This window comes from Pseudomonas sp. NFACC04-2 (assembly GCF_900119265.1).
Lineage (GTDB): Bacteria > Pseudomonadota > Gammaproteobacteria > Pseudomonadales > Pseudomonadaceae > Aquipseudomonas > Aquipseudomonas fluorescens_AA.
Genome location: NZ_FPJC01000007.1, coordinates 177,295 through 202,432 on the forward strand (window position 1 = coordinate 177,295; position 25,138 = coordinate 202,432).

Annotated in this window: 22 protein-coding genes and 1 pseudogene; 17 read left to right on the forward strand and 6 right to left on the reverse strand. The window is 62.2% G+C overall.

What is annotated here, in order from left to right; all coding sequences use genetic code 11:
* The first annotated feature begins 145 nt into the window (after positions 1-145).
* Positions 146-2,590 carry a penicillin-binding protein 1A gene (locus tag BT125_RS12520; protein ID WP_170866830.1) on the forward strand — a complete coding sequence of 815 codons (2,445 nt, stop codon included), beginning with the start codon at positions 146-148 and terminating at the stop codon, positions 2,588-2,590.
* A 237-nt stretch (positions 2,591-2,827) separates the two neighbouring features.
* Here the strand turns inward: BT125_RS12520 and BT125_RS12525 are convergent, their stop codons facing one another.
* From BT125_RS12525 to rpmE, 3 genes are all read right to left on the reverse strand, one after another.
* Positions 2,828-4,096: a malic enzyme-like NAD(P)-binding protein gene (locus BT125_RS12525; protein WP_072407352.1), complete on the reverse strand. Its 1,269-nt coding sequence runs from the start codon at positions 4,094-4,096 to the stop codon at positions 2,828-2,830.
* Between the two features lie 185 nt (positions 4,097-4,281).
* Positions 4,282-5,064: a thermonuclease family protein gene (locus tag BT125_RS12530; protein ID WP_072407354.1), complete on the reverse strand. Its 783-nt coding sequence runs from the start codon at positions 5,062-5,064 to the stop codon at positions 4,282-4,284.
* 41 nt (positions 5,065-5,105) lie between these two features.
* A complete protein-coding gene (gene rpmE / locus BT125_RS12535) occupies positions 5,106-5,330 on the reverse strand; it encodes a 50S ribosomal protein L31 (protein WP_053117645.1) in 225 nt (74 codons plus the stop codon).
* A gap of 289 nt (positions 5,331-5,619) precedes the next feature.
* On the opposite strand from rpmE, the gene BT125_RS12540 reads away from it, so the two are divergent.
* The 10 genes from BT125_RS12540 (at position 5,620) to BT125_RS12590 (ending at position 18,767) form a co-directional block, all read left to right on the forward strand.
* Entirely contained in the window at positions 5,620-7,839 is a 2,220-nt protein-coding gene (locus BT125_RS12540) for a primosomal protein N' (RefSeq protein ID WP_072407356.1), read from the forward strand.
* A 269-nt stretch (positions 7,840-8,108) separates the two neighbouring features.
* Complete coding sequence (gene argS / locus BT125_RS12545; RefSeq protein ID WP_072407358.1) at positions 8,109-9,845, forward strand: arginine--tRNA ligase; 1,737 nt, start codon at positions 8,109-8,111, stop codon at positions 9,843-9,845.
* A gap of 1 nt (position 9,846) precedes the next feature.
* On the forward strand, positions 9,847-10,542 hold the full coding sequence (locus tag BT125_RS12550) for an SPOR domain-containing protein (protein WP_003196959.1): 696 nt from the start codon (positions 9,847-9,849) through the stop codon (positions 10,540-10,542).
* A 256-nt stretch (positions 10,543-10,798) separates the two neighbouring features.
* Positions 10,799-11,329, forward strand: a complete 531-nt coding sequence (gene hslV, locus BT125_RS12560) for an ATP-dependent protease subunit HslV (protein ID WP_003186641.1) — start codon at positions 10,799-10,801, stop codon at positions 11,327-11,329.
* Between the two features lie 50 nt (positions 11,330-11,379).
* On the forward strand, positions 11,380-12,717 hold the full coding sequence (gene hslU / locus BT125_RS12565) for an ATP-dependent protease ATPase subunit HslU (protein WP_072407360.1): 1,338 nt from the start codon (positions 11,380-11,382) through the stop codon (positions 12,715-12,717).
* A 168-nt stretch (positions 12,718-12,885) separates the two neighbouring features.
* A complete protein-coding gene (locus BT125_RS12570; protein ID WP_060739567.1) occupies positions 12,886-13,263 on the forward strand; it encodes a gamma-butyrobetaine hydroxylase family protein in 378 nt (125 codons plus the stop codon).
* 278 nt (positions 13,264-13,541) lie between these two features.
* The gene (gene phaC / locus BT125_RS12575; RefSeq protein WP_072407362.1) at positions 13,542-15,221 is read left to right on the forward strand and encodes a class II poly(R)-hydroxyalkanoic acid synthase; all 1,680 of its coding nucleotides are present in this window, start codon (positions 13,542-13,544) and stop codon (positions 15,219-15,221) included.
* A gap of 212 nt (positions 15,222-15,433) precedes the next feature.
* Positions 15,434-16,291, forward strand: a complete 858-nt coding sequence (phaZ, locus tag BT125_RS12580) for a poly(3-hydroxyalkanoate) depolymerase (protein WP_003186648.1) — start codon at positions 15,434-15,436, stop codon at positions 16,289-16,291.
* 112 nt (positions 16,292-16,403) lie between these two features.
* Entirely contained in the window at positions 16,404-18,086 is a 1,683-nt protein-coding gene (gene phaC, locus BT125_RS12585; RefSeq protein WP_072407363.1) for a class II poly(R)-hydroxyalkanoic acid synthase, read from the forward strand.
* A 60-nt stretch (positions 18,087-18,146) separates the two neighbouring features.
* Complete coding sequence (locus BT125_RS12590; RefSeq protein ID WP_072407365.1) at positions 18,147-18,767, forward strand: TetR/AcrR family transcriptional regulator; 621 nt, start codon at positions 18,147-18,149, stop codon at positions 18,765-18,767.
* Between the two features lie 206 nt (positions 18,768-18,973).
* Here the strand turns inward: BT125_RS12590 and BT125_RS12595 are convergent, their stop codons facing one another.
* The 3 genes from BT125_RS12595 to BT125_RS12605 all read right to left on the reverse strand — a co-directional run bounded on the left by BT125_RS12595 (position 18,974) and on the right by BT125_RS12605 (position 20,859).
* Positions 18,974-19,885, reverse strand: a complete 912-nt coding sequence (locus BT125_RS12595; protein ID WP_072407368.1) for a phasin family protein — start codon at positions 19,883-19,885, stop codon at positions 18,974-18,976.
* A 10-nt stretch (positions 19,886-19,895) separates the two neighbouring features.
* Positions 19,896-20,318 carry a phasin family protein gene (locus BT125_RS12600; protein WP_072407370.1) on the reverse strand — a complete coding sequence of 141 codons (423 nt, stop codon included), beginning with the start codon at positions 20,316-20,318 and terminating at the stop codon, positions 19,896-19,898.
* Between the two features lie 265 nt (positions 20,319-20,583).
* Complete coding sequence (locus tag BT125_RS12605; RefSeq protein ID WP_072407372.1) at positions 20,584-20,859, reverse strand: polyhydroxyalkanoic acid system family protein; 276 nt, start codon at positions 20,857-20,859, stop codon at positions 20,584-20,586.
* Between the two features lie 155 nt (positions 20,860-21,014).
* On the opposite strand from BT125_RS12605, the gene ubiE reads away from it, so the two are divergent.
* From ubiE to BT125_RS12635, 6 genes and pseudogenes are all read left to right on the forward strand, one after another.
* Complete coding sequence (gene ubiE, locus BT125_RS12610; RefSeq protein ID WP_003196937.1) at positions 21,015-21,785, forward strand: bifunctional demethylmenaquinone methyltransferase/2-methoxy-6-polyprenyl-1,4-benzoquinol methylase UbiE; 771 nt, start codon at positions 21,015-21,017, stop codon at positions 21,783-21,785.
* A pseudogene (locus tag BT125_RS12615) lies at positions 21,785-22,409 on the forward strand (SCP2 domain-containing protein). Before ubiE ends, BT125_RS12615 begins: the two are co-directional and overlap by 1 nt.
* A complete protein-coding gene (gene ubiB / locus BT125_RS12620) occupies positions 22,406-24,010 on the forward strand; it encodes a ubiquinone biosynthesis regulatory protein kinase UbiB (protein WP_072407374.1) in 1,605 nt (534 codons plus the stop codon). The pseudogene BT125_RS12615 and the gene ubiB overlap by 4 nt, the downstream one beginning before the upstream one ends.
* Before the next feature lie 81 nt (positions 24,011-24,091).
* Positions 24,092-24,490, forward strand: a complete 399-nt coding sequence (hisI, locus tag BT125_RS12625; protein WP_003196931.1) for a phosphoribosyl-AMP cyclohydrolase — start codon at positions 24,092-24,094, stop codon at positions 24,488-24,490.
* Positions 24,483-24,815: a phosphoribosyl-ATP diphosphatase gene (locus BT125_RS12630; RefSeq protein WP_003186671.1), complete on the forward strand. Its 333-nt coding sequence runs from the start codon at positions 24,483-24,485 to the stop codon at positions 24,813-24,815. The genes hisI and BT125_RS12630 overlap by 8 nt, the downstream gene beginning before the upstream one ends.
* A 25-nt stretch (positions 24,816-24,840) precedes the next feature.
* The gene (locus tag BT125_RS12635; RefSeq protein ID WP_060739575.1) at positions 24,841-25,128 is read left to right on the forward strand and encodes a twin-arginine translocase TatA/TatE family subunit; all 288 of its coding nucleotides are present in this window, start codon (positions 24,841-24,843) and stop codon (positions 25,126-25,128) included.
* Positions 25,129-25,138: the final 10 nt, after the last annotated feature.

A 25,138-nucleotide genomic window follows, 5' to 3' on the forward strand; every position in this document is an offset into this window, starting at 1 on the left:
GCCGTCCGACGGACGTCCGGATGGCATTCCCGACGAAAAAAAATGCTTATAATGCCCAGCGTTTTTTTTCGCTTTGTTGCAAGCACGGGTCCTTCCCTGCACCTGGCGCCTTTTTCATTCTTTGCCTGGATATCCAAAAGCCTTGATTCGTCTGCTGAAATTTTTCGGATGGTCCATCGTCGCCGTTTTCTGCGGACTGCTCTTGGGCCTGAGCGGTGCCTTTCTTTACCTTAGTCCGGGATTGCCGTCCGTGGAGGCGCTGAGAAGTATTCAGTTGCAGATTCCTTTGCGGGTGTACAGCAGCGATAACAAGCTGATCGCCGAATTTGGCGAAATGCGCCGCACACCGATCCGTTTCGCCGACATTCCCCCCAATTTCATCAATGCGTTACTAAGTGCTGAAGACGACAACTTCGCCAACCACTATGGCGTCGATCCCGGCAGCCTGATGCGCGCCGCCAGCCAGTTGGTCAAGAGCGGACACATCCAGTCCGGCGGCAGCACCATCACCATGCAAGTGGCCAAGAACTTCTTCCTGACCAGCGAGCGCAGCTTCTCGCGCAAGACCACCGAGATCCTCCTGGCCCTGCAGATCGAGCGGCAGCTGACCAAGGATGAAATCCTCGAGCTGTACGTGAACAAGATTTACCTGGGCAACCGCGCCTACGGCATCGAGGCGGCGGCACAGGTGTATTACGGCAAGTCGATCCGCGACGTGAGCCTGGCGCAGATGGCGATGATCGCCGGCCTGCCCAAGGCACCCTCGCGCTTCAACCCCCTCGCCAACCCGGCGCGCAGCAAGGAGCGTCGCGACTGGATCCTGGGGCGCATGTACAAGCTCGGCAAGATCAGCGAGGCCGACTACACCGCCGCGATCAATGAGCCGCTGAACGCCAGCTATCACGTGCCGACCCCGGAAGTGAACGCCCCGTATATCGCCGAGATGGCCCGTGCCGAGATGGTCGGGCGCTATGGCAGCGACGCCTACACCGAAGGTTTCCGCGTGACCACCACGGTGCCGAGCAACCTGCAGGAAATGGCCAACACCGCGCTGCACGAGGGCCTGATGACCTACGACCAGCGCCACGGCTACCGTGGCCCTGAATCGCGCCTGCCGGGCAAGACCAAGGAAGCCTGGGCCCTGGAATTGACCAAGCAACGCACCATCAGCAGCCTGGAGCCGGCGATCGTCACCTCGGTGGACAAGGACGGCATCAAGGTGTTGACCCGCAACGGCGAGCAGGAAGAGCACGTGGCCTGGGACACCATGAAGTGGGCCCGTCCGTTCCTCAATACCAACAGCATGGGCGCCAACCCACGGCAGCCGTCGGACGTTGCCCAGGTCGGTGACCTGATCCGCGTCCAGCGCCAGGCGGACAACACGCTCAAGTTCAGCCAGATCCCGGCGGCCCAGGGCGCCCTGGTGTCCCTCGACCCACAGAACGGCGCAATCCGCTCGCTGGTGGGTGGCTTCGCCTTCGAGCAAAGCAATTACAACCGTGCACTGCAGGCCAAGCGCCAGCCAGGCTCGAGCTTCAAGCCGTTCGTCTACAGCGCCGCCCTGGATAACGGCTACACCGCCGCCAGCCTGGTGAACGATGCGCCGATCGTGTTCGTCGATGAGTACCTGGACAAGGTCTGGCGGCCGAAGAACGACACCAATACGTTCCTCGGGCCGATTCGCCTGCGCGAGGCGCTGTACAAATCCCGCAACCTGGTATCGATCCGCTTGTTGCAGGCGCTGGGCGTGGATCGCACCATCGACTACATCAGCAAGTTCGGCTTCAACAAGCAGGACCTGCCGCGCAACCTGTCCCTGGCCCTCGGTACCGCGACCCTGACGCCGATGGAAATCGCCACGGGCTGGAGCACATTCGCCAACGGCGGCTACAAGATCACTCCGTACATCATCGACAAGATCGAAAGCCGCAACGGCGAGACATTGTTCGTTGCCAACCCGCCACGGGTCCCCACGGGCGAGCAGGCCAGCGATGGCGTCGCCGCACCGCCCACCGACACATTCACGGTCAATGCGACGCCAGGCGAAGCCACCACGGCCCCAGGCCTGCCGCAAGCACCCGCCGTCGCGGAACGCATTGTCGATGGCCGTACCACCTTCATCCTCAATAGCATGCTGCAGGACGTGATCAAGCTTGGCACCGGCCGTCGCGCCCTGGCCCTGGGCCGCACCGACCTGGCGGGCAAGACCGGTACCACCAACGAATCCAAGGACGCCTGGTTCTCCGGCTACAACGCCGATTACGTGACCACGGTCTGGACCGGTTTCGACCAGCCCGAAAGCCTGGGTCGCCGTGAGTTCGGCGGCACCGTGGCGCTGCCGATCTGGATGACCTACATGGGCGCCGCCCTCAAGGACAAGCCGCCGCACACCCAGCCGGAACCGGAAGGCATCCTCAGCCTGCGGGTCGACCCGGTCAGCGGCCGCGCGGCCACGCCGGGCACCCCGGGTGCATACTTCGAACTGTTCAAGAGCGAAGACACGCCACCGTCGGTCAACGAACTGGGCAATGGCGTCGTGCCAGGCAGCCCATTGCCGGCAGACGAAGCGGCGCCTATCGATCTGTTCTGACCGCCGTCATCCCAAAGCCCCGCATGCGGGGCTTTGGTTCTCAATGACACAACTACCTGTGGGAGCGAGCTTGCTCGCGATAGCGTCGGATCAGCTTGCATCGATGTTGAATGCCAGACCGTCATCGCGAGCAAGCTCGCTCCCACAGGGGTTTTGTGGCGGTCATGGGAAAGCGGCGGCCAACAAAAAGCCCCGACTCTCAGGAGCCGGGGCTTTTTGTTGAAGCGCTACGACGGCTTAGCCGTTGAACACGTCATCCACGCTTTTGAGCGGGTAGTTCTTCGGGTACGGCAGGGTGGCCACGCCCGTCTCGATGGCGGCCTTGGCCACGGCGTCGGAGATCAGGGTAATCAGGCGGGCGTCCATTGGTTTCGGGATGATGTACTCACGACCGAATTCCAGCTTGATGCCGCCGTAGGCGTCGCACACTTCCTGAGGCACCGGCAGCTTGGCCAGTTCGCGCAGGGCGTTGGCGGCCGCGACTTTCATCTCTTCGTTGATGCGCTTGGCGCGAACGTCCAGGGCACCGCGGAAGATGAACGGGAAGCCCAGTACGTTGTTGACCTGGTTCGGATAGTCCGAACGACCGGTGGCCATGATCACGTCGCTGCGAGTCGCGTGAGCCAGTTCCGGGGAGATTTCCGGGTCCGGGTTCGAGCAGGCGAACACGATCGGGTTCGGCGCCATGCGCAGCAGGTTTTCCGGGCTCAGCAGGTTCGGACCCGACAGGCCGACGAACACGTCGGCACCGTCCAGCGCGTCCGCCAGGGAGCGCTTGTCGGTCGCGTGGGCGAAGACGGCCTTGTACTGGTTCAGGTCGTCACGGCCGGAGTGGATCACGCCGGTACGGTCGACCATGAAGATGTTTTCGATCTTGGCGCCCATGCTCACCAGCAACTTCATGCAGGAGATGGCCGCAGCGCCGGCACCCAGGCAGACGATCTTGGCTTCCGGCAGGGTCTTGCCGGCGATTTCCAGGGCGTTGATCATGCCGGCCGCGGTGACGATGGCGGTGCCATGCTGGTCATCATGGAATACCGGAATGTCGCACTGTTCGATCAGGGCGCGCTCGATCTCGAAGCACTCAGGTGCCTTGATGTCTTCCAGATTGATGCCACCGAAGGTGATGGAGATGCGCTTGACGGTGTCGATGAAGGCCTGCGGGCTCTCGGAATCGACTTCGATATCGAATACATCGATACCGGCGAAGCGCTTGAACAGTACGCCCTTGCCTTCCATGACCGGCTTGGAAGCCAATGGGCCAAGGTTACCCAGGCCGAGAATCGCGGTGCCATCGGAAATGACTGCAACCAGGTTGCCTTTACCGGTGTATTTGTAGGCCAGTTCAGGGTCGCGAGCGATTTCGCGGACTGGTTCGGCTACGCCGGGGCTGTAGGCCAGCGACAAGTCGCGAGCAGTAGCGGTGGCCTTGGTGAGCTCGACACTCAGCTTTCCTGGACGAGGATGCGCGTGATATTCGAGAGCGGCAGTTTTCAGATCAGACATGTGGGCATTCCGCTTTTTACTGTGTTGGACAGACGGACCGCCGAGGATACGCGCCTCGCAAAGTCCCCACAAGACTGACCAGTCACTGCTGTCAAGCGCCCTACTCTACGACTTTGGACCAAGAGCCGCGAAACACAAGGGCTACATGCATACAATCCAAGGCAATAATGTCTACAATTATTTTCTTACAGGACCGCTTCCAACATCGCCGGATCGGTCAGCGGCAGCATCCATCGCGCCTGGCCAGCCTTGTTCCCGCCACGCCGGGCACGGTCGACGACCCAGCCCCGGGCCTCGATTTTCCGCCCCTTGAGCCGTTCCAGGGCCGAGGCGTCGAAGCGCCTCTGCAAACCCGGCGCAATGTGCAGGACAACCGGCCCCTGCAATTCAATCCAGATGCCACCGCGATTGCGCTGCACGCTTTCCACACGCCCGCTCATCAATACGAAACCGGGGGCATTGATCTGCTCCGCTCGCACGACCGGCGATTTTCTCCAGAGGCCGGATCCGGCCTGCCGCGCATGCCGCTCGGCCATTTGCTGGCAACTGACCAGGTCGACATTCGGCGCGACGGCCACCAGAAAACCCAACCCTTCGGCAATCAGGCGCTCTTCGAGGTTCTCGCCTTGGGCGTTGTAGACATGGGCCAGCGTGCGCCCGTAATCATCGCGGTCGTCCTTGCCAGGCAATACGCCCACCCGGCCATCATTGGCGGCCACCAGGGCTTCAAGTCGCTCACGCGCCGCCACGGCGAAGGGTTCGTCGGCGCGGTCGCGCTTGCCCAGCTCAGGGCTGTTGAGACCGATCATGCGAATGCGGCGACCATCCTCCAGGTACAAGGTATCGCCGTCCACCACACGCTGCACCGCCACCTGCGGCAGGCTGCCCGGCGAAGGACAGGCCCCCTGGGCACCGCCGAGCCAAATCGCAGACACAAAAAAGGCGCCCGCAAGGGACGCCTTCTTCATCAATCTGGAGCAGTCGAGACGACCATCCAAAATGATCAGCCTCAGGCTTTTGGAGTAACTTTGCCGAAAGCACCGAAACGATCGGCGAACTTCTGAACGCGGCCGCCGGTATCCAGAGTCTTTTGCTTACCGGTGTAGAACGGGTGGCATTCGTTGCAAACGTCGATCGCCAGGGCTTTGCCGTAGGTCGAACGCGTTTCGAACTTGTTGCCGCAGCTGCAGGTCACGGCAATTTCTGGGTATTCCGGATGGATATCGGTTTTCATGCTGTTTTCCTCAGGCTAGCGTGCCGCCACCCAACACTATTGTTGAATACCGCACGTAATTAGGCCGCGGATTCTACCAGACATCGTCATTCGCGCAAGCTATGACTTGTACCAACCGTCTGCTAGGCTCGCGCCCTCAAGCACAATCCCTGTGGGAGCGAGCTTGCTCGCGATTGCGATGGGTCAGTTACGGTGATGTTGGCTGCCCCGCCGCTTTCGCGAGCAAGCTCGCTTCCACATTGAATCGCGCTCAGCCTTGCGAACTAGTCCGCTTACCGAGATTCCCCGCGTGCCCAACGCCATCCTGCGCCTCGCCCTGCCCTCGCCCCTGCGCCGCCTGTTCGACTACCGCGCCCCCGCCGGGGTCCTGCGCGCCCAGTTGCAGCCGGGCATGCGCCTGCGGGTGCCGTTCGGCCGACGGGAAATGATCGGCATCCTGGTAGAGGTCACCGATCACAGCGAGGTCCCGGTCGACAAGCTCAAACCAGCCCTGGCCCTGCTCGATGCCACGCCGCCGCTGCCCGCCGCGCTGTTCAAGTTATGTCTGTGGACGTCCCAGTATTACCAGCACAGCCTCGGCGACACCCTGAGCTGGGCGCTGCCGGTGCTGCTGCGCCAGGGCGAGCTGGCCGAGGCGCGCCAGGAGCGGTTCTGGTCGGTGTCCCCGGGGGCCTCGCTGGACGATCCGCGCATCGCCCGCGCGCCACGCCAGCGCGAGGCCTTGGCGACCCTCGCCCAGCACCCCCATGGCGTGGCCCATCAACTGCTGAGCAAACTGATGCTCAGCAAGGACAGCCTCGACCTGTTGCTGGCCAAGGACCTGGTCCAGGTGGAGATCCGCCGGCACGCCCCCGGCGCCCGCCACGAACATTGGCTGGCCCAGCCGGAACTGCCGCTCAACGCCGAACAGCGCGCCGCTTGCGAAGCGATTCGCGCAGGTTTCGACAGTTATCACGCCTTTCTGCTGGCGGGCGTCACCGGCAGCGGCAAGACCGAGGTCTACCTGCAACTGATCCGCCAGACCCTGGAGGCCGGCAAGCAGGCCCTGGTGCTGATTCCGGAAATCAACCTCGGGCCCCAGACCCTGGCGCGTTTCGAGCAACGCTTCAATGCGCGGATCGCCCTGGTGCACTCGGCAGTCAACGACCGCGAACGCCTGGAAGCCTGGCTCGCCGCCCGGGACGGCGAGGCCGATATCATCATCGGCACCCGCTCGGCCCTGTTCACGCCGATGAAAAACCCCGGCCTGATCATCATCGACGAAGAACACGACGGCTCTTATAAACAGCAGGAAGGCCTGCGCTATCACGCCCGCGACCTGGCGCTGGTGCGCGCCCGCCAGGAAAACATCCCGATCGTCCTCGGCTCGGCCACGCCCTCACTGGAAAGCTTGCACAACGCCTACACCGGCCGCTACGGCCTGCTGCGCCTCAACGAACGGGCCGGCGGCGCCAAGCAACCGCGGTTCCTGCGCCTGGACGTGAAAAGTCGGCCACTGGACAGCGGTATTTCCGGGCCGATGCAGCAAGCCATCGGCCAGACCCTGGCCGCCGGGCAACAGGTCCTGGTGTTCCTCAATCGCCGCGGCTTTGCCCCGACCCTGCTGTGCCACGACTGCGGCTGGATGTCTGGCTGCGAACGCTGCGACGCGCGGATGACCGTGCATCAACGCCATGGCGAGCTGCGTTGCCACCATTGCGGCCATGTCGAACGCGTGCCAAGGCATTGCCCGCAGTGCGGCAAAGTGGACTTGCGCCCGGTCGGCGCCGGCACCGAGCGCGCCGAGGAACGGCTGGGTATCCTGTTTCCGGACTACCCGGTCTTGCGGGTGGATCGCGACAGCACCTCGCGCAAGGACGCGATGAACCAGCTGTTCGCGACGATCCAGAAGGGCCAGCCGTGCATATTGGTGGGCACCCAGATGCTCGCCAAGGGGCATCACTTCCCGCGGGTCACGCTGGTGTCGATCCTCGATGCCGATGGCGGGCTGTTTTCCGGCGACTTCCGCGCCAGCGAGCGCATGGCGCAGTTGATCGTCCAGGTCGCAGGCCGGGCCGGGCGGGCCGAGGAGCCGGGCAAAGTGATTATCCAGACGCACCTGGCCGATCACCCGCTGTTGATCCAACTGACCGAGCAGGGTTATTTCGCCTTCGCCGAACAGGCCTTGAGCGAACGCCGCAGCGCCGGCCTGCCACCGTTCTCCCACCTGGCGCTGTTGCGGGCCGAAGCCCACAAGCCGGGGCAGGCCGAAGGCTTCCTCGATGAGGCCTGTAGCGAGGCGGAGCGTTTGCTGGCAGAGCAGAACCTCACCGGCATCGAACTCCTGGGGCCGGTGCCAGCGCCGATGGAGCGGCGGGCCGGGCGCTATCGCGCGCAGCTTTTATTGCAGGCCAACGCCCGGGCGCCGCTGCATCGATTGCTGAGTGCCTGGCTGCTGGCGCTGGAACAGATGCCCAGCGGACGGGCGGTGCGCTGGTCGTTGGATGTGGATCCGGTGGATTTGTATTGATTGAGCAGATCGCAAGCTTTGCCCCCTGTGGGAGCGGGCTTGCTCGCGAAGGCGGTGGGTCAGTTGTGGTGATGTTGGCTGTGCCGCCGCTTTCGCGAGCAAGCCCGCTCCCACAGGTGGACCGAGTGCATCCAGGCCAGCAAGAATAGTCACCACACATCCCCAACCGACCCGCTACAGTTGGCAAGCTCGTCCGGGCCACGGATAATGCCCAGTTTTTCCACCAGCGCATCGAAGCGCCGCCGCGCCTGCGGTTGAAAGAGAAGACCATGAAAGACACCATTCGCCAGCTCATCCAGCAAGCCATCGCCCAACTCGTCGCTGAAGGTGTGCTGCCAGAAGGCCTGTCGCCGGCGATTCAGGTCGAGAACACCCGCGACAAGACCCACGGCGACTTCGCTAGCAACATCGCGATGATGCTCGCCAAGCCGGCCGGCATGAAGCCTCGCGACCTGGCGGAAAAAATCATCGCCGCGCTGCCGGCCGACGAAAACGTCAGCAAGGCTGATATCGCCGGCCCCGGATTCATCAATTTCTTCCAGAACACCCAGGCCCTGGCTTCGCGCCTGGATGCGGCCTTGGCCGACGAACGCATTGGCGTGCGCAAGGCCGGCCCGTTGCAGCGCACCGTGGTCGACCTCTCGGCCCCCAACCTCGCCAAGGAAATGCACGTCGGCCACCTGCGCTCGACCATCATCGGCGACGGCGTGGCCCGGGTCCTGGAGTTTCTTGGCGATACCGTGATCCGCCAGAACCACGTCGGCGACTGGGGCACCCAGTTCGGCATGCTGATGGCCTACCTGCAGGAAAACCCGATCACCAGCGATGAGCTCTCGGACCTGGAGAACTTCTACCGCGCCGCCAAGCAGCGCTTCGACGAGTCGCCCGAGTTCGCCGACCGTGCCCGTGGCCTGGTGGTCAAGCTGCAGGCCGGCGATGCCGAATGCCTGGCACTGTGGAGCAAGTTCAAGGACATCTCCCTGTCCCACTGCCAGAAAATCTACGAGCTGCTGAACGTCAAATTGACCATGGCCGACGTGATGGGCGAAAGCGCCTACAACGACGACCTGGTCAACGTGGTCAACGATCTCAGGGCCAAGGGCATGCTGGTGGAAAGCAACGGCGCCCAGTGCGTGTTCCTCGACCAGTTCAAGACCGCCGACGGCGAGCCGCTGCCGGTGATCATCGTCAAGGCCGACGGCGGCTACCTCTACGCCACCACCGACCTGGCGGCCGTGCGCTACCGCAACAGCGTGCTCAAGGCCGATCGAGTGCTGTATTTCGTCGACCAGCGCCAAGCCCTGCATTTCCAGCAAGTATTCGAAGTGGCGCGCCTGGCCGGCTTCGTGACCCGCCCGATGGAAATGGAACACATGGGCTTTGGCACCATGAACGGCGCCGACGGCCGCCCGTTCAAGACCCGCGATGGCGGCACGGTGAAGCTGATCGACCTGCTGACCGAAGCCCAGGACCGCGCCTACACCCTGGTCAAGGGCAAGAACCCGGACCTGGCCGAGGACGAACTGCGCAAGATCGCCAAGGTGGTGGGCATCGATGCGGTGAAATACGCCGACCTGTCCAAGCACCGCACCAGCGACTACAGCTTCAACTTCGACCTGATGCTCAACTTCGAAGGCAACACCGCACCGTACCTGCTGTACGCCTATACCCGCGTGGCAGGGGTGTTCCGCAAGCTCGGCAAGGGCTTTAACGAAGTGGACGGCCAGATTGTGCTCCAGGCCCCTCAGGAACAGGAGCTGGCGGCGAAGCTGGCGCAATTCGGCGAGGTCCTGAACAACGTCGCCGACAAGGGCACGCCGCACACCCTGTGCGCCTACCTGTACGATGTGGCCGGCCTGTTCTCCAGCTTCTACGAGAACTGCCCGATCCTCAATGCGCAAACCCCGGAGCAAATGCAGAGCCGCCTGCGCCTCGCCGCGCTGACCGGGCGCACGCTCAAGCAAGGCCTGGAACTGCTGGGCCTGGAAACCCTGGAGCGCATGTAAGTTGGCCGCCAAGAAAAAACCTGCACCCAAGCGCGGCGCCAGTCGTTACCAGCCTCCAGCCAAAAAACCGATTCCAGGTTGGTTGTGGATGGCCATCGGCCTGACCGTCGGCGCGTTCATTGTGTTCTTGATGAAGCTGGAGCCGGGCCAGGGCGATGACGTCAAGCGCGTCCGGCAAGAGCAGCAGAAAGCCACGCGCATCGCCGAGGCCAACAAGACCCCGCCGAGCCCGACTCAACCGGTGAAGCCGAAGTACGACTTCTACACGTTGCTGCCGGAATCGGAAGTCATCGTGCCGCCCGATGCCGTACCGGAGAAAACCCTGCCGACGCCGCAAGTGCCCACCACGCCGGTAACCCCGGCCGAAGCGGCGAAGATCGACACCGCACGCGCCCAGGCGGCCCTGGCCGGCATCACGCCGCCACCGGCCCCTCCGGTGCAGAAAGCCGCGCCGGTGACGAAGTTCTTCCTGCAGGCCGGCTCGTTCCGCAAGGAAGCCGACGCCGACAAGGTCCGCGCGCAGATCATTCTGCTGGGCCAGTCCGTGTCCGTCGAATCCGGGACGGTGAAGGACGAAACCTGGTACCGGGTACTGGTCGGCCCGTTCAGCAACCGCGAGGAACTGACCAAGGCCCAGAAACAATTGGCGGGCAGTGGTTTCAGCAACCTGTTGTTACAACAACGCCAGAGCCGCTGATTTCCACCGAGAAAGACTGTGGCTATGGCTTTTGTGGCGAGGGAGCTTGCTCCCGCCGGGCTGCGCAGCAGCCCCCAAAAGCCTGGGACCGCTACGCGGTCCAGCGGGAGCAAGCTCCCTCGCCACAGAGCATTTCTTTGACACAAACGGCCAGATGCCGCTCGTCCCCTCCCCCACCCCATAGTTGAAAAACCCCACGCCACCCCCATATGAGTTCCATCCGGGCATTTTCGCCCCGCTGCGTGGAGACTCTCCCTTGACCACCATCGTTTCAGTCCGCCGTCATGGCAAAGTCGTCATGGGCGGCGACGGCCAGGTTTCACTGGGCAACACCGTGATGAAAGGCAACGCGAAGAAAGTCCGCCGCCTGTATCACGGCCAGGTCATCGCCGGTTTCGCCGGGGCCACCGCCGACGCTTTCACTCTGTTCGAACGATTCGAAGGCCAGCTTGAAAAACATCAGGGCCACCTGGTCCGCGCCGCCGTGGAACTGGCCAAGGAATGGCGGACCGACCGCTCCCTGAGCCGCCTCGAAGCCATGCTCGCAGTCGCCAACAAGGACGCTTCGCTGATCATCACCGGCAATGGCGACGTCGTTGAGCCCGAAGATGGCTTGATCGCCATGGGTTCCGGCGGTGCCTACGCCCAGGCCGCGGCCAGCGCCCTGCTGAAAAAAACCGACCTGTCGGCCCGTGAGATCGTCGAGACTGCCTTGGGCATCGCCGGCGACATCTGTGTCTTCACCAATCACACCCAGACCATTGAGGAGCAGGACCTCGCCGAATAAGCCTGCCACCCGTGCACCGGCTCATTCTTGCTTGAGGACCGCCAATTATTATGTCCATGACTCCCCGCGAAATCGTCCACGAACTCAACCGTCATATCATCGGCCAGGACGATGCCAAGCGCGCCGTCGCCATCGCCCTGCGTAACCGCTGGCGCCGGATGCAGTTGCCCGAAGAGCTGCGCGTCGAAGTGACTCCCAAGAACATCCTGATGATCGGCCCGACCGGTGTCGGCAAGACCGAAATCGCCCGGCGCCTGGCCAAGCTCGCCAACGCGCCGTTCATCAAGGTCGAAGCCACCAAGTTCACCGAAGTCGGCTATGTCGGCCGCGACGTCGAGTCGATCATCCGTGACCTGGCCGATGCCGCGATCAAGCTGCTGCGCGAACAGGAAATCACCAAGGTCCGCCACCGCGCCGAAGACGCCGCCGAAGAGCGCATCCTCGACGCCCTGCTGCCACCGGCGCGCATGGGCTTCAACGCCGACGCCGCCGCGACCCAGGACACCAACACCCGTCAGCTGTTCCGCAAGCGCCTGCGCGAAGGCCAGTTGGACGACAAGGAAATCGAGATCGAAGTGGCCGAGATGGCTGGCGTCGACATTTCCGCGCCGCCGGGCATGGAAGAAATGACCAACCAGTTGCAGAGCCTGTTCGCCAACATGGGCAAGGGCAAGAAGAAAAGCCGCAAACTCAAGGTCAAGGAAGCGCTGAAGCTGGTGCGCGACGAAGAAGCCGGCCGCCTGGTCAACGAAGAAGAACTGAAGGCCAAGGCCCTGGAAGCGGTCGAGCAGCATGGCATCGTGTTCATCGACGAAATCGACAAGGTCGCCAAGCGCGGCAATGTCGGCGGCGCCGATGTGTCCCGCGAAGGTGTACAACGCGACCTGCTGCCGCTGATCGAAGGCTGCACGGTCAACACAAAGCTGGGCATGGTCAAGACCGACCACATCCTGTTCATCGCTTCCGGGGCATTCCACCTGAGCAAACCGAGCGACCTGGTGCCGGAACTGCAGGGTCGGCTGCCGATCCGTGTCGAGCTCAAGGCGCTGACGCCGGAAGACTTCGAACGCATCCTGAGCGAGCCCCATGCGTCCCTGACCGAACAGTACTGCGCGCTGCTCAAGACCGAAGGCCTGAGCATCGAGTTCACGCCAGAAGGCATCAAGCGCCTGGCCCAGATCGCCTGGCAGGTCAACGAGAAGACCGAGAACATCGGTGCCCGTCGCCTGCACACGCTGCTCGAACGCTTGCTCGAGGAAGTGTCGTTCAGTGCCGGCGACCTGGCCAGCGCCCACAACGAAGCGCCGATCCTCATCGACGCCGAGTACGTCAACAGCCACCTGGGTGAATTGGCGCAGAACGAAGACCTGTCGCGGTATATCCTGTAACCCACCGACAGGTTTCTCCGGACCTGTGGGAGCGAGCTTGCTCGCGATGGCGGCGTACCATTCAACCGACGTGTTGACTGTCAAACCGCTATCGCGAGCAAGCTCGCTCCCACATTGACCGTGTCGTTTTTGCAGATAAAGGCATCCTTCCGAGACGGATCACAGGCCATGACCAAGCTCCCCACCGCCATCAACCTGCACAAAGCCTCCAAGACCCTGACGCTCAAATACGCGCCGGACGAGGAGTACCACCTGCCCGCCGAGTTCCTGCGGGTGCACTCGCCTTCCGCCGAGGTCCAGGGCCATGGCAAACCCATCCTGCAATACGGCAAGCTCAACGTTGCACTGACCAAGGTCGAACCGGCCGGCCAGTACGCACTGAAACTGACCTTCGACGATGGCCACGACAGCGGATTGTTCACCTGGGACTATCTCTACCAGTTGGCGGTGCGCCAGCAAGACTTGTGGAACGATTATCTTGGCGAACTCAAGGCCGCCGGGAAAACCCGCGATCCGAACGCGTCCGTCGTCAAGCTGATGCTCTAGCTCAAGGGCTGACGCTTTAGGGCGATTTTTCTAGACTCATCTGCTTGAATGCCCGCGCAGCAACGTCAATGACTGGCCTGCTTGCGAAAAAAATTAAACTCGGGTAACCAATGGAGCTGGCAAGTTCCCTGCAAAGGAACCGGCGAGTTCCTGGCACACGTTTCCTCATTGGCCCTCGATGCGGAATTAATGGTCACCCGAGCAGCGTACCTGGTATCGGCTGTGTGGCTTCATGGCACCAACCGGGTACTCGTCTGAAGGACAATGGAGCGTCGTAGATGAGCAACAAGAACAACGATGACCTGAAGTACCAGGCCTCGGAAAATACCCTGGGGTTGAATCCCGTCGTCGGCTTGCGCAGGAAAGACCTGCTGGCTTCTGCCCGCATGGTGCTGACCCAGGCCATCAAGCAACCGCTGCACAGCGTCAAGCATGTCGCCCATTTCGGCGTCGAACTCAAAAATGTCCTGTTCGGCAAATCCGAGTTGCAACCGGCCGGCGACGACCGTCGCTTCGCCGACCCGGCGTGGAGCCAGAACCCGCTCTACAAACGCTACCTGCAAACCTACCTGGCGTGGCGCAAGGAGCTGCACGCCTGGATCGACGACAGCAGCCTCTCGCCCGCGGACATCAGCCGCGGGCATTTCGTGATCAACCTGATGACCGAAGCCATGGCCCCGACCAATTCGGCGGCCAACCCGGCGGCGGTCAAGCGCTTCTTCGAAACCGGCGGCAAGAGCCTGTTGGACGGCCTGTCCCACCTGGCCAAGGACCTGGTGCACAACGGCGGGATGCCGAGCCAGGTGAACATGGGCGCGTTCGAGGTCGGCAAGAGCCTGGGCGTGACTGAAGGCGCCGTGGTGTTTCGCAACGACGTGCTGGAGCTGATCCAGTACCGGCCCATCACCGAGCAGGTCCACGAGCGACCGCTGCTGGTGGTGCCGCCACAGATCAACAAGTTCTACGTGTTCGACCTGAGCCCGGACAAGAGCCTGGCGCGCTTCTGCCTGCGCAGCAACGTGCAGACCTTCATCGTCAGCTGGCGCAACCCCACCAAGGAGCAGCGCGAGTGGGGCCTGTCGACCTATATCGAGGCGCTCAAGGAAGCGGTGGACGTGGTCACGGCCATCACCGGCAGCAAGGACGTGAACATGCTCGGCGCCTGCTCGGGCGGCATCACCTGCACCGCGCTGCTGGGCCATTACGCCGCCCTCGGCGAGAAAAAGGTCAACGCCCTGACCTTGCTGGTGAGCGTGCTCGACACCACTCTGGACACCGACGTGGCGCTGTTCGTCGACGAACAGACCCTGGAAGCGGCCAAGCGCCACTCCTACCAGGCCGGCGTACTTGAAGGCCGCGACATGGCCAAGGTCTTCGCCTGGATGCGCCCCAACGACCTGATCTGGAACTACTGGGTCAACAATTACCTGTTGGGCAATGAACCGCCCGTGTTCGACATCCTGTTCTGGAACAACGACACCACGCGGCTGCCGGCGGCGTTCCACGGTGACCTCATCGAAATGTTCAAGAACAATCCACTGATCCGCCCCAACGCACTGGAAGTGTGCGGCACGCCCATCGATCTCAAGCAGGTCACCGCCGACATCTTCTCCCTGGCCGGCACCAACGACCACATCACGCCGTGGAAGTCCTGCTACAAGTCGGCGCAGTTGTTTGGCGGCAAGGTGGAGTTCGTGCTGTCGAGCAGCGGCCATATCCAGAGCATCCTCAACCCGCCAGGCAACCCCAAGTCGCGCTACATGACCAGTGATGACATGCCGGCCAAGGCCGAAGACTGGCAGGAAAATTCAACCAAGCACACCGACTCCTGGTGGCTGCACTGGCAAGCCTGGCAGGCCGAGCGCTCGGGCAAACTGAAAAAAGCCCCCACCGTGCTGGGCAACAAGGCCTACCCGGCCGGTGAAGCGGCGCCCGGCACCTATGTGCATGAGCGGTAAGGGATGCAGCTCGTCTGCTGCGGGGTGGGCTTGCTCACGAATACATCCCGCCAGCCGACACGCTGATAACCCCCTGTGGGAGCGAACTTGCTCGCGATGACGGTGTATCAGGCAACAGCGATGCTGGCTGTGATGCCCTCATCGCGAGCAAGCTCGCTCCCACAGGGACGGGTTATATGAACGACAGCGATTCACCTGATAGGGCTTGAAGCATGCCGCAACCGTACATCTTCCGTACCGTCGATCTGGATGGCCAGACCTTGCGCACCGCGGTACGTCCCGGCAAGCCTCACTTGACGCCCTTGCTGATTTTCAACGGCATCGGCGCCAACCTCGAGCTGGTGTTCCCGTTCATCCAGGCCCTGGACCCGGACCTGGAAGTCATCGCCTTTGACGTGCCCGGCGTCGGCGGTTCATCGACACCCAACCGGCCGTATCGCTTTCCGGGCCTGGCCAAACTCACCGCGCGGATGCTCGATTACCTCGATTATGGGCAGGTCAACGTGATCGGCGTGTCCTGGGGGGGCGCCCTGGCCCAGCAGTTTGCCTACGACTACCCGGAGCGCTGCAAGAAGCTGGTGCTGGCGGCCACGGCTGCCGGGGCGGTGATGGTGCCGGGCAAACCGAAGGTGCTGTGGATGATGGCCAGCCCCCGGCGCTACGTTCAGCCTTCCCATGTGATGCGTATCGCACCGCTGATCTATGGCGGTTCGTTCCGCCGGGACCCGAGCCTGGCGGCCAGCCACGCGGCCAAGGTTCGTTCAGCGGGCAAGCTGGGTTATTACTGGCAACTGTTCGCCGGCCTCGGCTGGACCAGCATCCATTGGCTGCACAAGATCCATCAGCCCACGCTGGTGTTGGCCGGCGATGACGACCCGCTGATTCCCCTGATCAACATGCGCATGCTGGCCTGGCGCATTCCCAACGCCCAATTGCACATCATCGATGACGGCCATCTGTTCCTGATCACCCGGGCCGAGGCGGTAGCGCCAATCATCATGAAGTTCCTGGAAGAAGAACGTCAGCGTGCCGTGATGCATCCGCATCCCTCGCCGCTGGGCGGCGGCTGAAACCGCCCATTAGCGCCTGGCAGGACGCCGGATCGCGCAGCGACCCGAAACAGCGACTATGTTGTCTGGTTCGGTGTGTTTGTTTTTAGCCTGATGACGAAGGAGTTGACTCATGCGCGACAAACCGGCGAAGGGTTCCATGCCCGCCCCTGCCAGCTTCATCAATGCACAAAGTGCGGTCACCGGCCTGCGTGGCAGGGACCTGCTGTCCACCTTGCGCAGTGTGGCCGCACACGGTTTGCGCAACCCGGTGCACAGTGCCCGCCATGCGTTGAAACTGGGCGGTCAATTGGGCCGTGTGTTGCTGGGCGAAACCCTGCACCCCACCAACCCCAACGACCCGCGCTTCGCCGACCCCACCTGGCAGCTCAATCCGTTCTATCGCCGCAGCCTGCAGGCCTACCTGAGCTGGCAAAACCAGGTCAAGAGCTGGATTGACGAAAGCGACATGGGCCAGGACGACCGCGCCCGCGCCCACTTCGCCTTCGCCCTGCTCAACGACGCCGTATCGCCGTCCAATACCTTGCTCAACCCACTGGCGATCAAGGAGCTGTTCAACTCCGGCGGCGCCAGCCTGGTTCGAGGCATCAGCCACCTGGTGGACGACCTGCTGCACAACGACGGCTTGCCGCGCCAAACCACACCCCATGCCTTTGAGGTCGGCAAGACCCTGGCGACCACACCCGGCGCGGTGGTGTTTCGCAACGAATTGCTCGAACTGATCCAGTACCGGCCCATGAGCGAAAAGCAATACGCCAAGCCGTTGCTGATCGTGCCGCCACAGATCAACAAGTTCTACATTTTCGACCTCAGCCCCTCCAACAGCTTCGTCCAGTACGCCCTGAAAAACGGTTTGCAGGTGTTCATCATCAGTTGGCGCAACCCTGACGTACGCCACCGCGAATGGGGCCTGTCCAGCTATGTCGAGGCCACGGAAGAGGCCATGAACGTCTGCCGGGCGATCACGGGCGCTCGTGAGGTCAACCTGATGGGCGCCTGTGCCGGTGGCATGACCATCGCCGCCCTGCAAGGCCACCTGCAAGCCAAGCGCCAGTTGCGCCGAGTAGCCAGCGCCACCTACCTGGTGAGCCTGCTGGACAGCCAGATCGATAGCCCGGCCACGCTGTTCATCGACGAGCAGACCCTCGAGGCCGCCAAGCGCCGCTCCTACCAGAAGGGCGTTCTCGATGGTCGCGACATGGCCCGCGTGTTCGCCTGGATGCGCCCCAACGACCTGATCTGGACCTACTTCATCAACAATTACCTGCTGGGCAAAGAGCCGCCAGCTTTCGACATCCTCTACTGGAACAACGACTGCACCCGGCTGCCGGCGGCTTACCACGGCGATCTGTTGGACTTCTTCAAGCACAACCCACTGACCCACCCCGGTGGCCTGGAAGTGTGCGGCACGCCCATCGACCTGCAGAAAGTGACGGTGGACAGCTTCAGCGTGGCCGGCATCAACGACCACATCACGCCCTGGGACGCTGTCTATCGCTCGACGCTGTTGCTCGGTGGCGACAAACGCTTCGTGCTTTCCAACAGCGGCCATGTCCAGAGCATTCTCAACCCGCCGGGCAACCCCAAGGCCAACTACATCGAAAGCGCAAAAATGAGCAGCGACCCACGGGCCTGGTACTACGACGCCACCCACGTCGAAGGAAGTTGGTGGACGCAATGGCTGGGCTGGATCCAGGAACGCTCCGGCGCCCAGCACGAAACCCAGATGACCCTGGGCAACGCGAACTACCCGCCTCTGGACGCCGCCCCCGGCACCTATGTTCGCGTGCGCTGAAGGCCCTACCCCACGGTCAGGCGATTGGCCGTGGCACGACTTGATCATTAAGAAGACCGGATGAAAACCCGCGACCGCATCCTTGAATGTGCCCTGCAATTATTCAACGAAAAGGGCGAACCGAACGTATCCACGATGGAAGTTGCCAACGAAATGGGCATCAGCCCAGGCAACCTCTACTACCACTTCCATGGCAAGGAACCGCTGATCCTCGGCTTGTTCGAGCGTTTCCAGAGCGAACTGGCACCGCTGCTGGACCCACCGGCGGATGCGCAGTTGGCACCGGAAGACTACTGGCTGTTCCTGCACTTGATCGTCGAGCGCCTGGCCCAGTACCGGTTTTTGTTCCAGGACCTGTCGAACCTGGCCGGGCGCCTGCCGAAGCTGGCCAAGGGCATCCGTCAATTGCTCAATGCCCTGAAGCGAACCCTCGCCTCGCTGCTGGCGCAGCTCAAGGCCCAGGATTTACTCGTCAGCGATACCCAGGCCCTGGGGCAACTGGTGGAGCAGATCACCATGACGTTGCTATTCTCCCTGGACTACCAGCGGATCCTGGACCGCGAGGGCGAGGTTCGTCTGGTGGTCTACCAGATCATGATGTTGGTGGCACCGCACCTGCCGCCCGCGACCAAGGTGGCGACGGAGCGGCTGGCGTTGCGATACCTGGAAGCGCACGACTGACGACCAGCTACGGAAGATCCATTGTGGGACGAGCTTGCTCGCGATTGCGGTGTATCACTCAAGATCAATACTGCTGACCCGCCGCTATCGCGAGCAAGCTCGCTCCCACATTGTTTTCTGGGTGACTTCAAGGTTTGAGATTGACCTGCGTACAAACAAAAACGCCCGACCTTCACAGGCCGGGCGTTTTTGCATGTCCCGCAGAATCAGGACTGGGTGGAAGGCGTCGTTGGAGCCGCCGCTGGTGCTGGAGTGGCGACCGGAGTCGGAGCGGCGGCGGAGTTCGTCGTGCTCGCCGGGGTTGCCGGTTTGGCGGCCGCGGTTGGCGCCTTGGGTGCGGTGGCTTTTGGCGCGGCCGTTTTTTTCACGGCAGGCTTTTTCGCCGCTGCGGGTTTGGCCGCCGCTTTTGCCGCCGGCTTGGCTGCAGGCTTAGCCGCTGGCTTGGCCGCAGCGGGTTTAGCTGCAGCAGTCTTGGCCGCTGGCTTGGCAGCCGGTTTGGCGGCGGGCTTGGCTGCCGCTTTCGCCGCTACCGGTTTGGCCGCCGCCTTGGCAGCAGGTTTGGCCGCAGCGGTTTTAGCCACAGGCTTGGCCGCTGCTTTCGCCGCTGGTTTGGCGGCGGGTTTTGCCGCAGCTTTGACCAGTGGTTTTGCTGCCGTTTTAGCGGCCGGTTTGGCCGCCGCCGTCTTGGTCGCCACGGGTGCGACTTTGGCGCCGGTGAGTTTTTCGATCTGCTTGGTCAGGGTATCGACCTTGTTGTGCAGCGCCTTGACTTCATTACGGCTCGGCACGCCCAGGCGCGAGATCGCGCTGTTCAGGCGCTTGTCGAAAGCCCCTTCCAGTTCGTCCCATTTGCCCAGTGCCCGATCTTTCACGCCACCGATGCGCGACTTGGCGGACTCGGCAGAGTCCTTGGCGGCATCGACTTGTTTGCCGACTGCCGTCTTGGTGAGTTTTTCGGCCTTTTCGCCGTCCTTAACCAGGGACTCGAAGAGCTTGCTGCCGTCAGTGTCGATCTTCGAGTACACGCCTAAACCAGCAAGCCAGATTTTGCGGGAATATTTTTCAATCTTCCCGGCCCACGAGCTGCCCTCTTTTTCTGTGATTTTTTTACCAGCCATCCCGTTCTCCTTAATGTTTACGCGCGACACGTTCGAGCAATGCTGTCAGCTCATCGAGCTTAGCAGAGAGTGTCTCAACGTCATGTTTAGACGGAATGCCGATACGATTCAAGGCACTTGCAACACGAGCATCGAATACCTTCTCGACTTTATCGAGTTGTACTTCAACCCGGGCCTTGAAAGTATTGACGTCACTCTTGGCTTCAATCAATTCGCTGTTGGCCGCTTCAAGTTTCCTGGCAATTTTCTTTTTGCCTTTGGTTTCAATAACTTCGCCAGCCTTAACCAACTCCTGGAAGTACCCGCTGCCTTCCTGGCCGACCTTCGTGTAGGCGCCCAGGCCAGCCAGCCAGATCTTGCGCGCGTACGTTTTCACGTCGCTGAGCGTGGAAGATTCAACGTCGGTTTTTTTCTTCAGAATAACTTTGGCCATGGTGCACCTCACTCGAAAAAAGGTTTGAGGAACTGCCCGCACATGGACGGGCTCAGGCACAAAGTAGTGACAATAATTAGAAACGGCACCCTAACAACTGACACAAACACTGAAGGCGATGACTTCATGTGGGAGCGGGCTTGCTCGCGAATGCGGCGGACCATTCACTATTGATGTCGACTGATCCACCGCTTTCGCGAGCAAGCCCGCTCCCACAGGAGTAGGTGGTGAACTTGGATGTGTTCCACCCCACCCTTTCGGTCGATCAAGCCAACGCCTTATCCAACGCCTTTTCGATTTCCGTCTTGATCGTGCCGCTCATGGCCGACATCAACATGCCCAGTTCCACGTCGACGCGGATCGAATCCTCGCCCACATGCACTTCGCCCTTGACCCCGGAACGCTTGAGTTTCAGGGTATCGCCCACCCACTGCGGCTCCAGGCCATAGCTGTCGGACAGTTTCTGCGCCAGCTTGTCGGCTTTCTCTCGCGCCGCTTCCTTGCCCAGGTCATGGGCACGCTCAACCGTTATACGGGCCATCGGATAACTCCTGTTTTATCGGGACATACCTGAACGTTTCGGACACTGGCTGCGTCAAAACGTCCAGGCGGTAGCCCATCTTACCTTCAGCCTTGCCAAGACAAAGCCCTCCACCGGGATTAGAATGTCCCGCATTCTTTTTTGGTGACCGCGATATGACTGATCAGCGCAAAGGCAGCGATGCCGAACCCACCACTCACTTCGGCTTCAAGAACGTGCCGGAAAGCCAGAAAGCGGAAAAAGTCGCTGAGGTTTTCCACTCCGTAGCCGCCAAGTACGACTTGATGAACGACCTGCTTTCGGGCGGCATGCACCGGCTGTGGAAACGTTTCGCAATCGAGCTGTCGGGCGTGCGCAGCGGCAATCGTGTGCTGGACATCGCGGGCGGCACGGGTGACCTGACGAAGAAGTTTTCCCACATCGTCGGGCCGACCGGCCAGGTGGTGCTGGCCGACATCAACGAATCCATGCTCAAGGTCGGCCGCGACCGCCTGCTGGACCTAGGGGTGGCCGGCAATGTCGAGTTCGTCCAGGCCGACGCCGAAAAGCTGCCGTTCCCCGACAACCATTTCGACTGCGTGACCATCGCCTTCGGCCTGCGCAACGTCACCCACAAGGAAGACGCCCTGCGCTCGATGCTGCGCGTGCTCAAGCCCGGCGGCCGCCTGCTGGTGCTGGAGTTCTCCAAGCCGACCAACGCGCTGATGTCCAAGGCCTATGACGCCTACTCGTTCGCCTTCATGCCGCTGATGGGCAAGCTGATCACCAATGACTCGGAAAGCTATCGCTACCTGGCCGAATCGATCCGCATGCACCCGAACCAGGAAACCCTGAAGTCGATGATGGTCGAGGCTGGTTTCGACCGCGTGACCTACCACAACATGACCGCCGGCATCGTCGCCCTGCACCGCGGTATCAAACCCTGATGCTGCTCACCGGCCTGCTCACCAGCGTCGAACTCGGCATCAACCGGGTGCTGCGCCTGGACAGCACCGCGCTCTCCCGCCTGGCGCACCTGAGCGGCAAGGTCATCGCCGTCGACTGCCGCAGCCCGGCGTTGCAGTTGTTCATCCTGCCCAGCGACGAAGGCCTGATGCTTGCCGCCCACTGGGAAGCCGAAGCGGATTGCACGCTGCGCGCCCCAGCCTCGAGCCTGTTGAACCTGGCCCTGGGCAAGGACAAGACCGCGGTGCTGCACAGCCCTGAAGTCGAGCTCGACGGCGACAGTGGTGTGCTGTTGGAGCTGGCGGCGATTCTCCAGGACCTGGAACTGGACTGGGAATACGAAGTGTCCCGCTGGATCGGCCCGGTGGCGACCCAGTTGCTCAGTGGCCATTTGCACAGCCGCCGTCGCTGGTATCGCCAGGGCTTCGCCAGCCTGGGACAGAATCTGAGTGAATACCTGGCCGAAGAATCGCGTACCCTCGTAGGCCAACGCGAGGCCCAGGCCCGTTTTGATGAACTGGACCAGGTCAAGCTTGACCTGGAACGTCTCGAGGCGCGTTTCGAGCGCCTTTCCCGATCCCTTGAAACCAAGCGATAACGCATGAAGCTGCTTGCCGTCCGCCGTTTGTTGCGCATCCAGCGCGTCGTGATTCGCTACCGCCTCGATGACCTGCTGTTCGCCCTGCCGCTGCCCTGGTTTCTCCTGGCGCTGCGCTTCGTGCTGCCGTGGCGCTGGTTCCCCCGACGAACCCTGGACCTGACGCGTGGCGCGCGCCTGCGCCTGGCCTTGCAGGACCTGGGACCGATCTTCATCAAGTTCGGGCAGATCCTCTCGACCCGTCGCGACCTGCTGCCCGAAGACATCGCCGATGAACTGATGCTGTTGCAAGACCGCGTGCCGCCGTTCGATTCCAAGCTGTCGGTGGCGCTGATCGAGGAACAACTGGGCAAGAAGATCAGCGAAGTTTTCAGTCGTTTCGACGTCGAGCCCCTGGCCTCGGCCTCCGTGGCCCAGGTGCATGCCGCCCAGCTCAAGAGCGGCGAAGAGGTGGTGGTCAAGGTCATCCGGCCGGGCCTCAAGCCCATCATCGCCCAGGACCTGGCGTGGCTGTTCATCCTCGCCCGCGCCGCCGAACGGTTGTCGGCCGATGCCCGCCTGCTGCACCCGGTGGACGTGGTCCAGGACTACGAAAAAACCATCTACGACGAACTCGACCTGCTGCGCGAGGCCGCCAACGCCAGCCAGTTGCGCCGCAATTTCGAAGGCTCGCCGCTGCTCTATGTGCCGCAGGTCTATTGGGACTGGTGCCGCCCGAAAGTACTGGTGATGGAGCGCATCTACGGCATCCAGGTGACCGACCTGGCGACCCTGGCCGACCAGCGCACCGACATGAAACTGCTGGCCGAGCGCGGCGTGGAAATCTTCTTCACCCAGGTGTTCCGCGACAGTTTCTTCCACGCCGACATGCACCCGGGCAACATCTTCGTCAGCACCGTGCAGCCGTGGAGCCCGCAATACATCGCCATCGACTGCGGCATCGTCGGCAGCCTGACCCCCGAGGACCAGGACTACCTGGCCCGCAACCTGTTCGCCTTTTTCAAGCGTGATTACCGCCGTGTCGCCCAACTGCACATCGATTCGGGCTGGGTGCCGGCCGAGACCAAGCTCAACGAATTCGAAGCGGCGATCCGTACTGTGTGCGAACCGATCTTCGAAAAACCGTTAAAAGATATTTCCTTCGGCCAGGTATTGATGCGCCTGTTCCAGACCGCGCGACGCTTCAACATGGAGGTTCAACCCCAGTTGGTGCTGTTGCAGAAAACCCTGTTGAACATCGAAGGCCTCGGTCGCCAGCTATACCCGGACCTGGACCTGTGGAACACCGCCCAGCCGTTCCTCGAGCGCTGGATGCGCGAACGCGTCAGCCCGCGGACCCTGCTGGGCAACGTGCAGAGCCAGTTCGAGCAGATCCCGCACTTGGCCAACATGACCCGCGACCTGCTCGAACGCATGTCCCAACCCCATGCCCACGACCCGGCGCCACCCTGGCACCGACGCAAGGACGACTGGCTGTTGCGCCTGCTTGGCGCGGCTCACCTGGGCGGCGGCGCGGTGCTGGCGACCGGCGGGCCGTTGAGCGAAATGGGTCACTGGCCGGCCGGTATCATGATGGCGGTCGGTCTGTATCTGGTCGTTCGCCGATAGCCAGCACCGGTTCGCGCTGGCACACTGTTTCAACGCTGGGCCCGCCGACGTCAGGTGCGCGGCCCTTGGTCGGAGTCAACGATGAAAAACTGGCAGGACGAGATCAAGTGGGACGCTGACGGCCTGGTGCCGGCCATCGCCCAGGACCACAAGACCGGGCGCGTATTGATGATGGCCTGGATGAACCGTGAAGCACTGGCCCTGACCGCCGCCGAGAACCGCGCCATCTATTGGTCACGTTCCCGTGGCAAGCTGTGGCGCAAGGGTGAAGAGTCCGGGCATGTGCAGCACCTGCATGAGATGCGCCTGGACTGCGACGGCGACGTCATCATCCTGATGGTCGAGCAGGTCGGCGAGATTGCCTGCCACACCGGCCGTCAAAGCTGCTTCTATCGCGTCTTCGAGAACGGCGACTGGAAAACCGTCGACCCGGTGCTCAAGGACCCGCATGCCATTTATTCAGGACATACCCATGAGTGACACCCTGACCCGCCTGGCCCAGGTGCTGGAAGAGCGCAAGGGCGCCGCGGCCGACAGCTCCTATGTCGCCAGCCTGTACCACAAGGGCTTGAACAAGATTCTGGAAAAAGTCGGCGAAGAATCCGTCGAGACCATCATCGCTGCCAAGGACGCCGCCATCAGCGGCGACTGCAGCGACGTGATCTACGAGACCGCCGACCTGTGGTTCCACAGCCTGGTCATGCTGGCCCAACTGGGGCAGCATCCGCAGGCCGTACTGGATGAACTGGACCGTCGCTTCGGTCTGTCCGGGCACGTCGAGAAAGCCTCGCGCCCGTCCGCCTGATCCATATTTTGAGAGGAGTAGCCACATGGGTATCTTTGACTGGAAACACTGGGTCGTCATCCTGGTCGTCGTGGTGCTGGTGTTCGGTACCAAGAAACTGAAGAACCTCGGCACCGATGTCGGCGAGTCGATCAAGGGTTTTCGCAAGGCCATGAACGATGACGAGAAACCGGCCGATCCGACGACAAACCAGGCTCAGCCCGCACAACCGACCCAACCGGTACACCCACAGGCCACCCAGCCTGTGAATGCGCCGAATACCATCGACGTGCAGGCCCAAAAAGTCGAAGAGCCCATCCGCAAAGACTCGTGAGCACTGACTA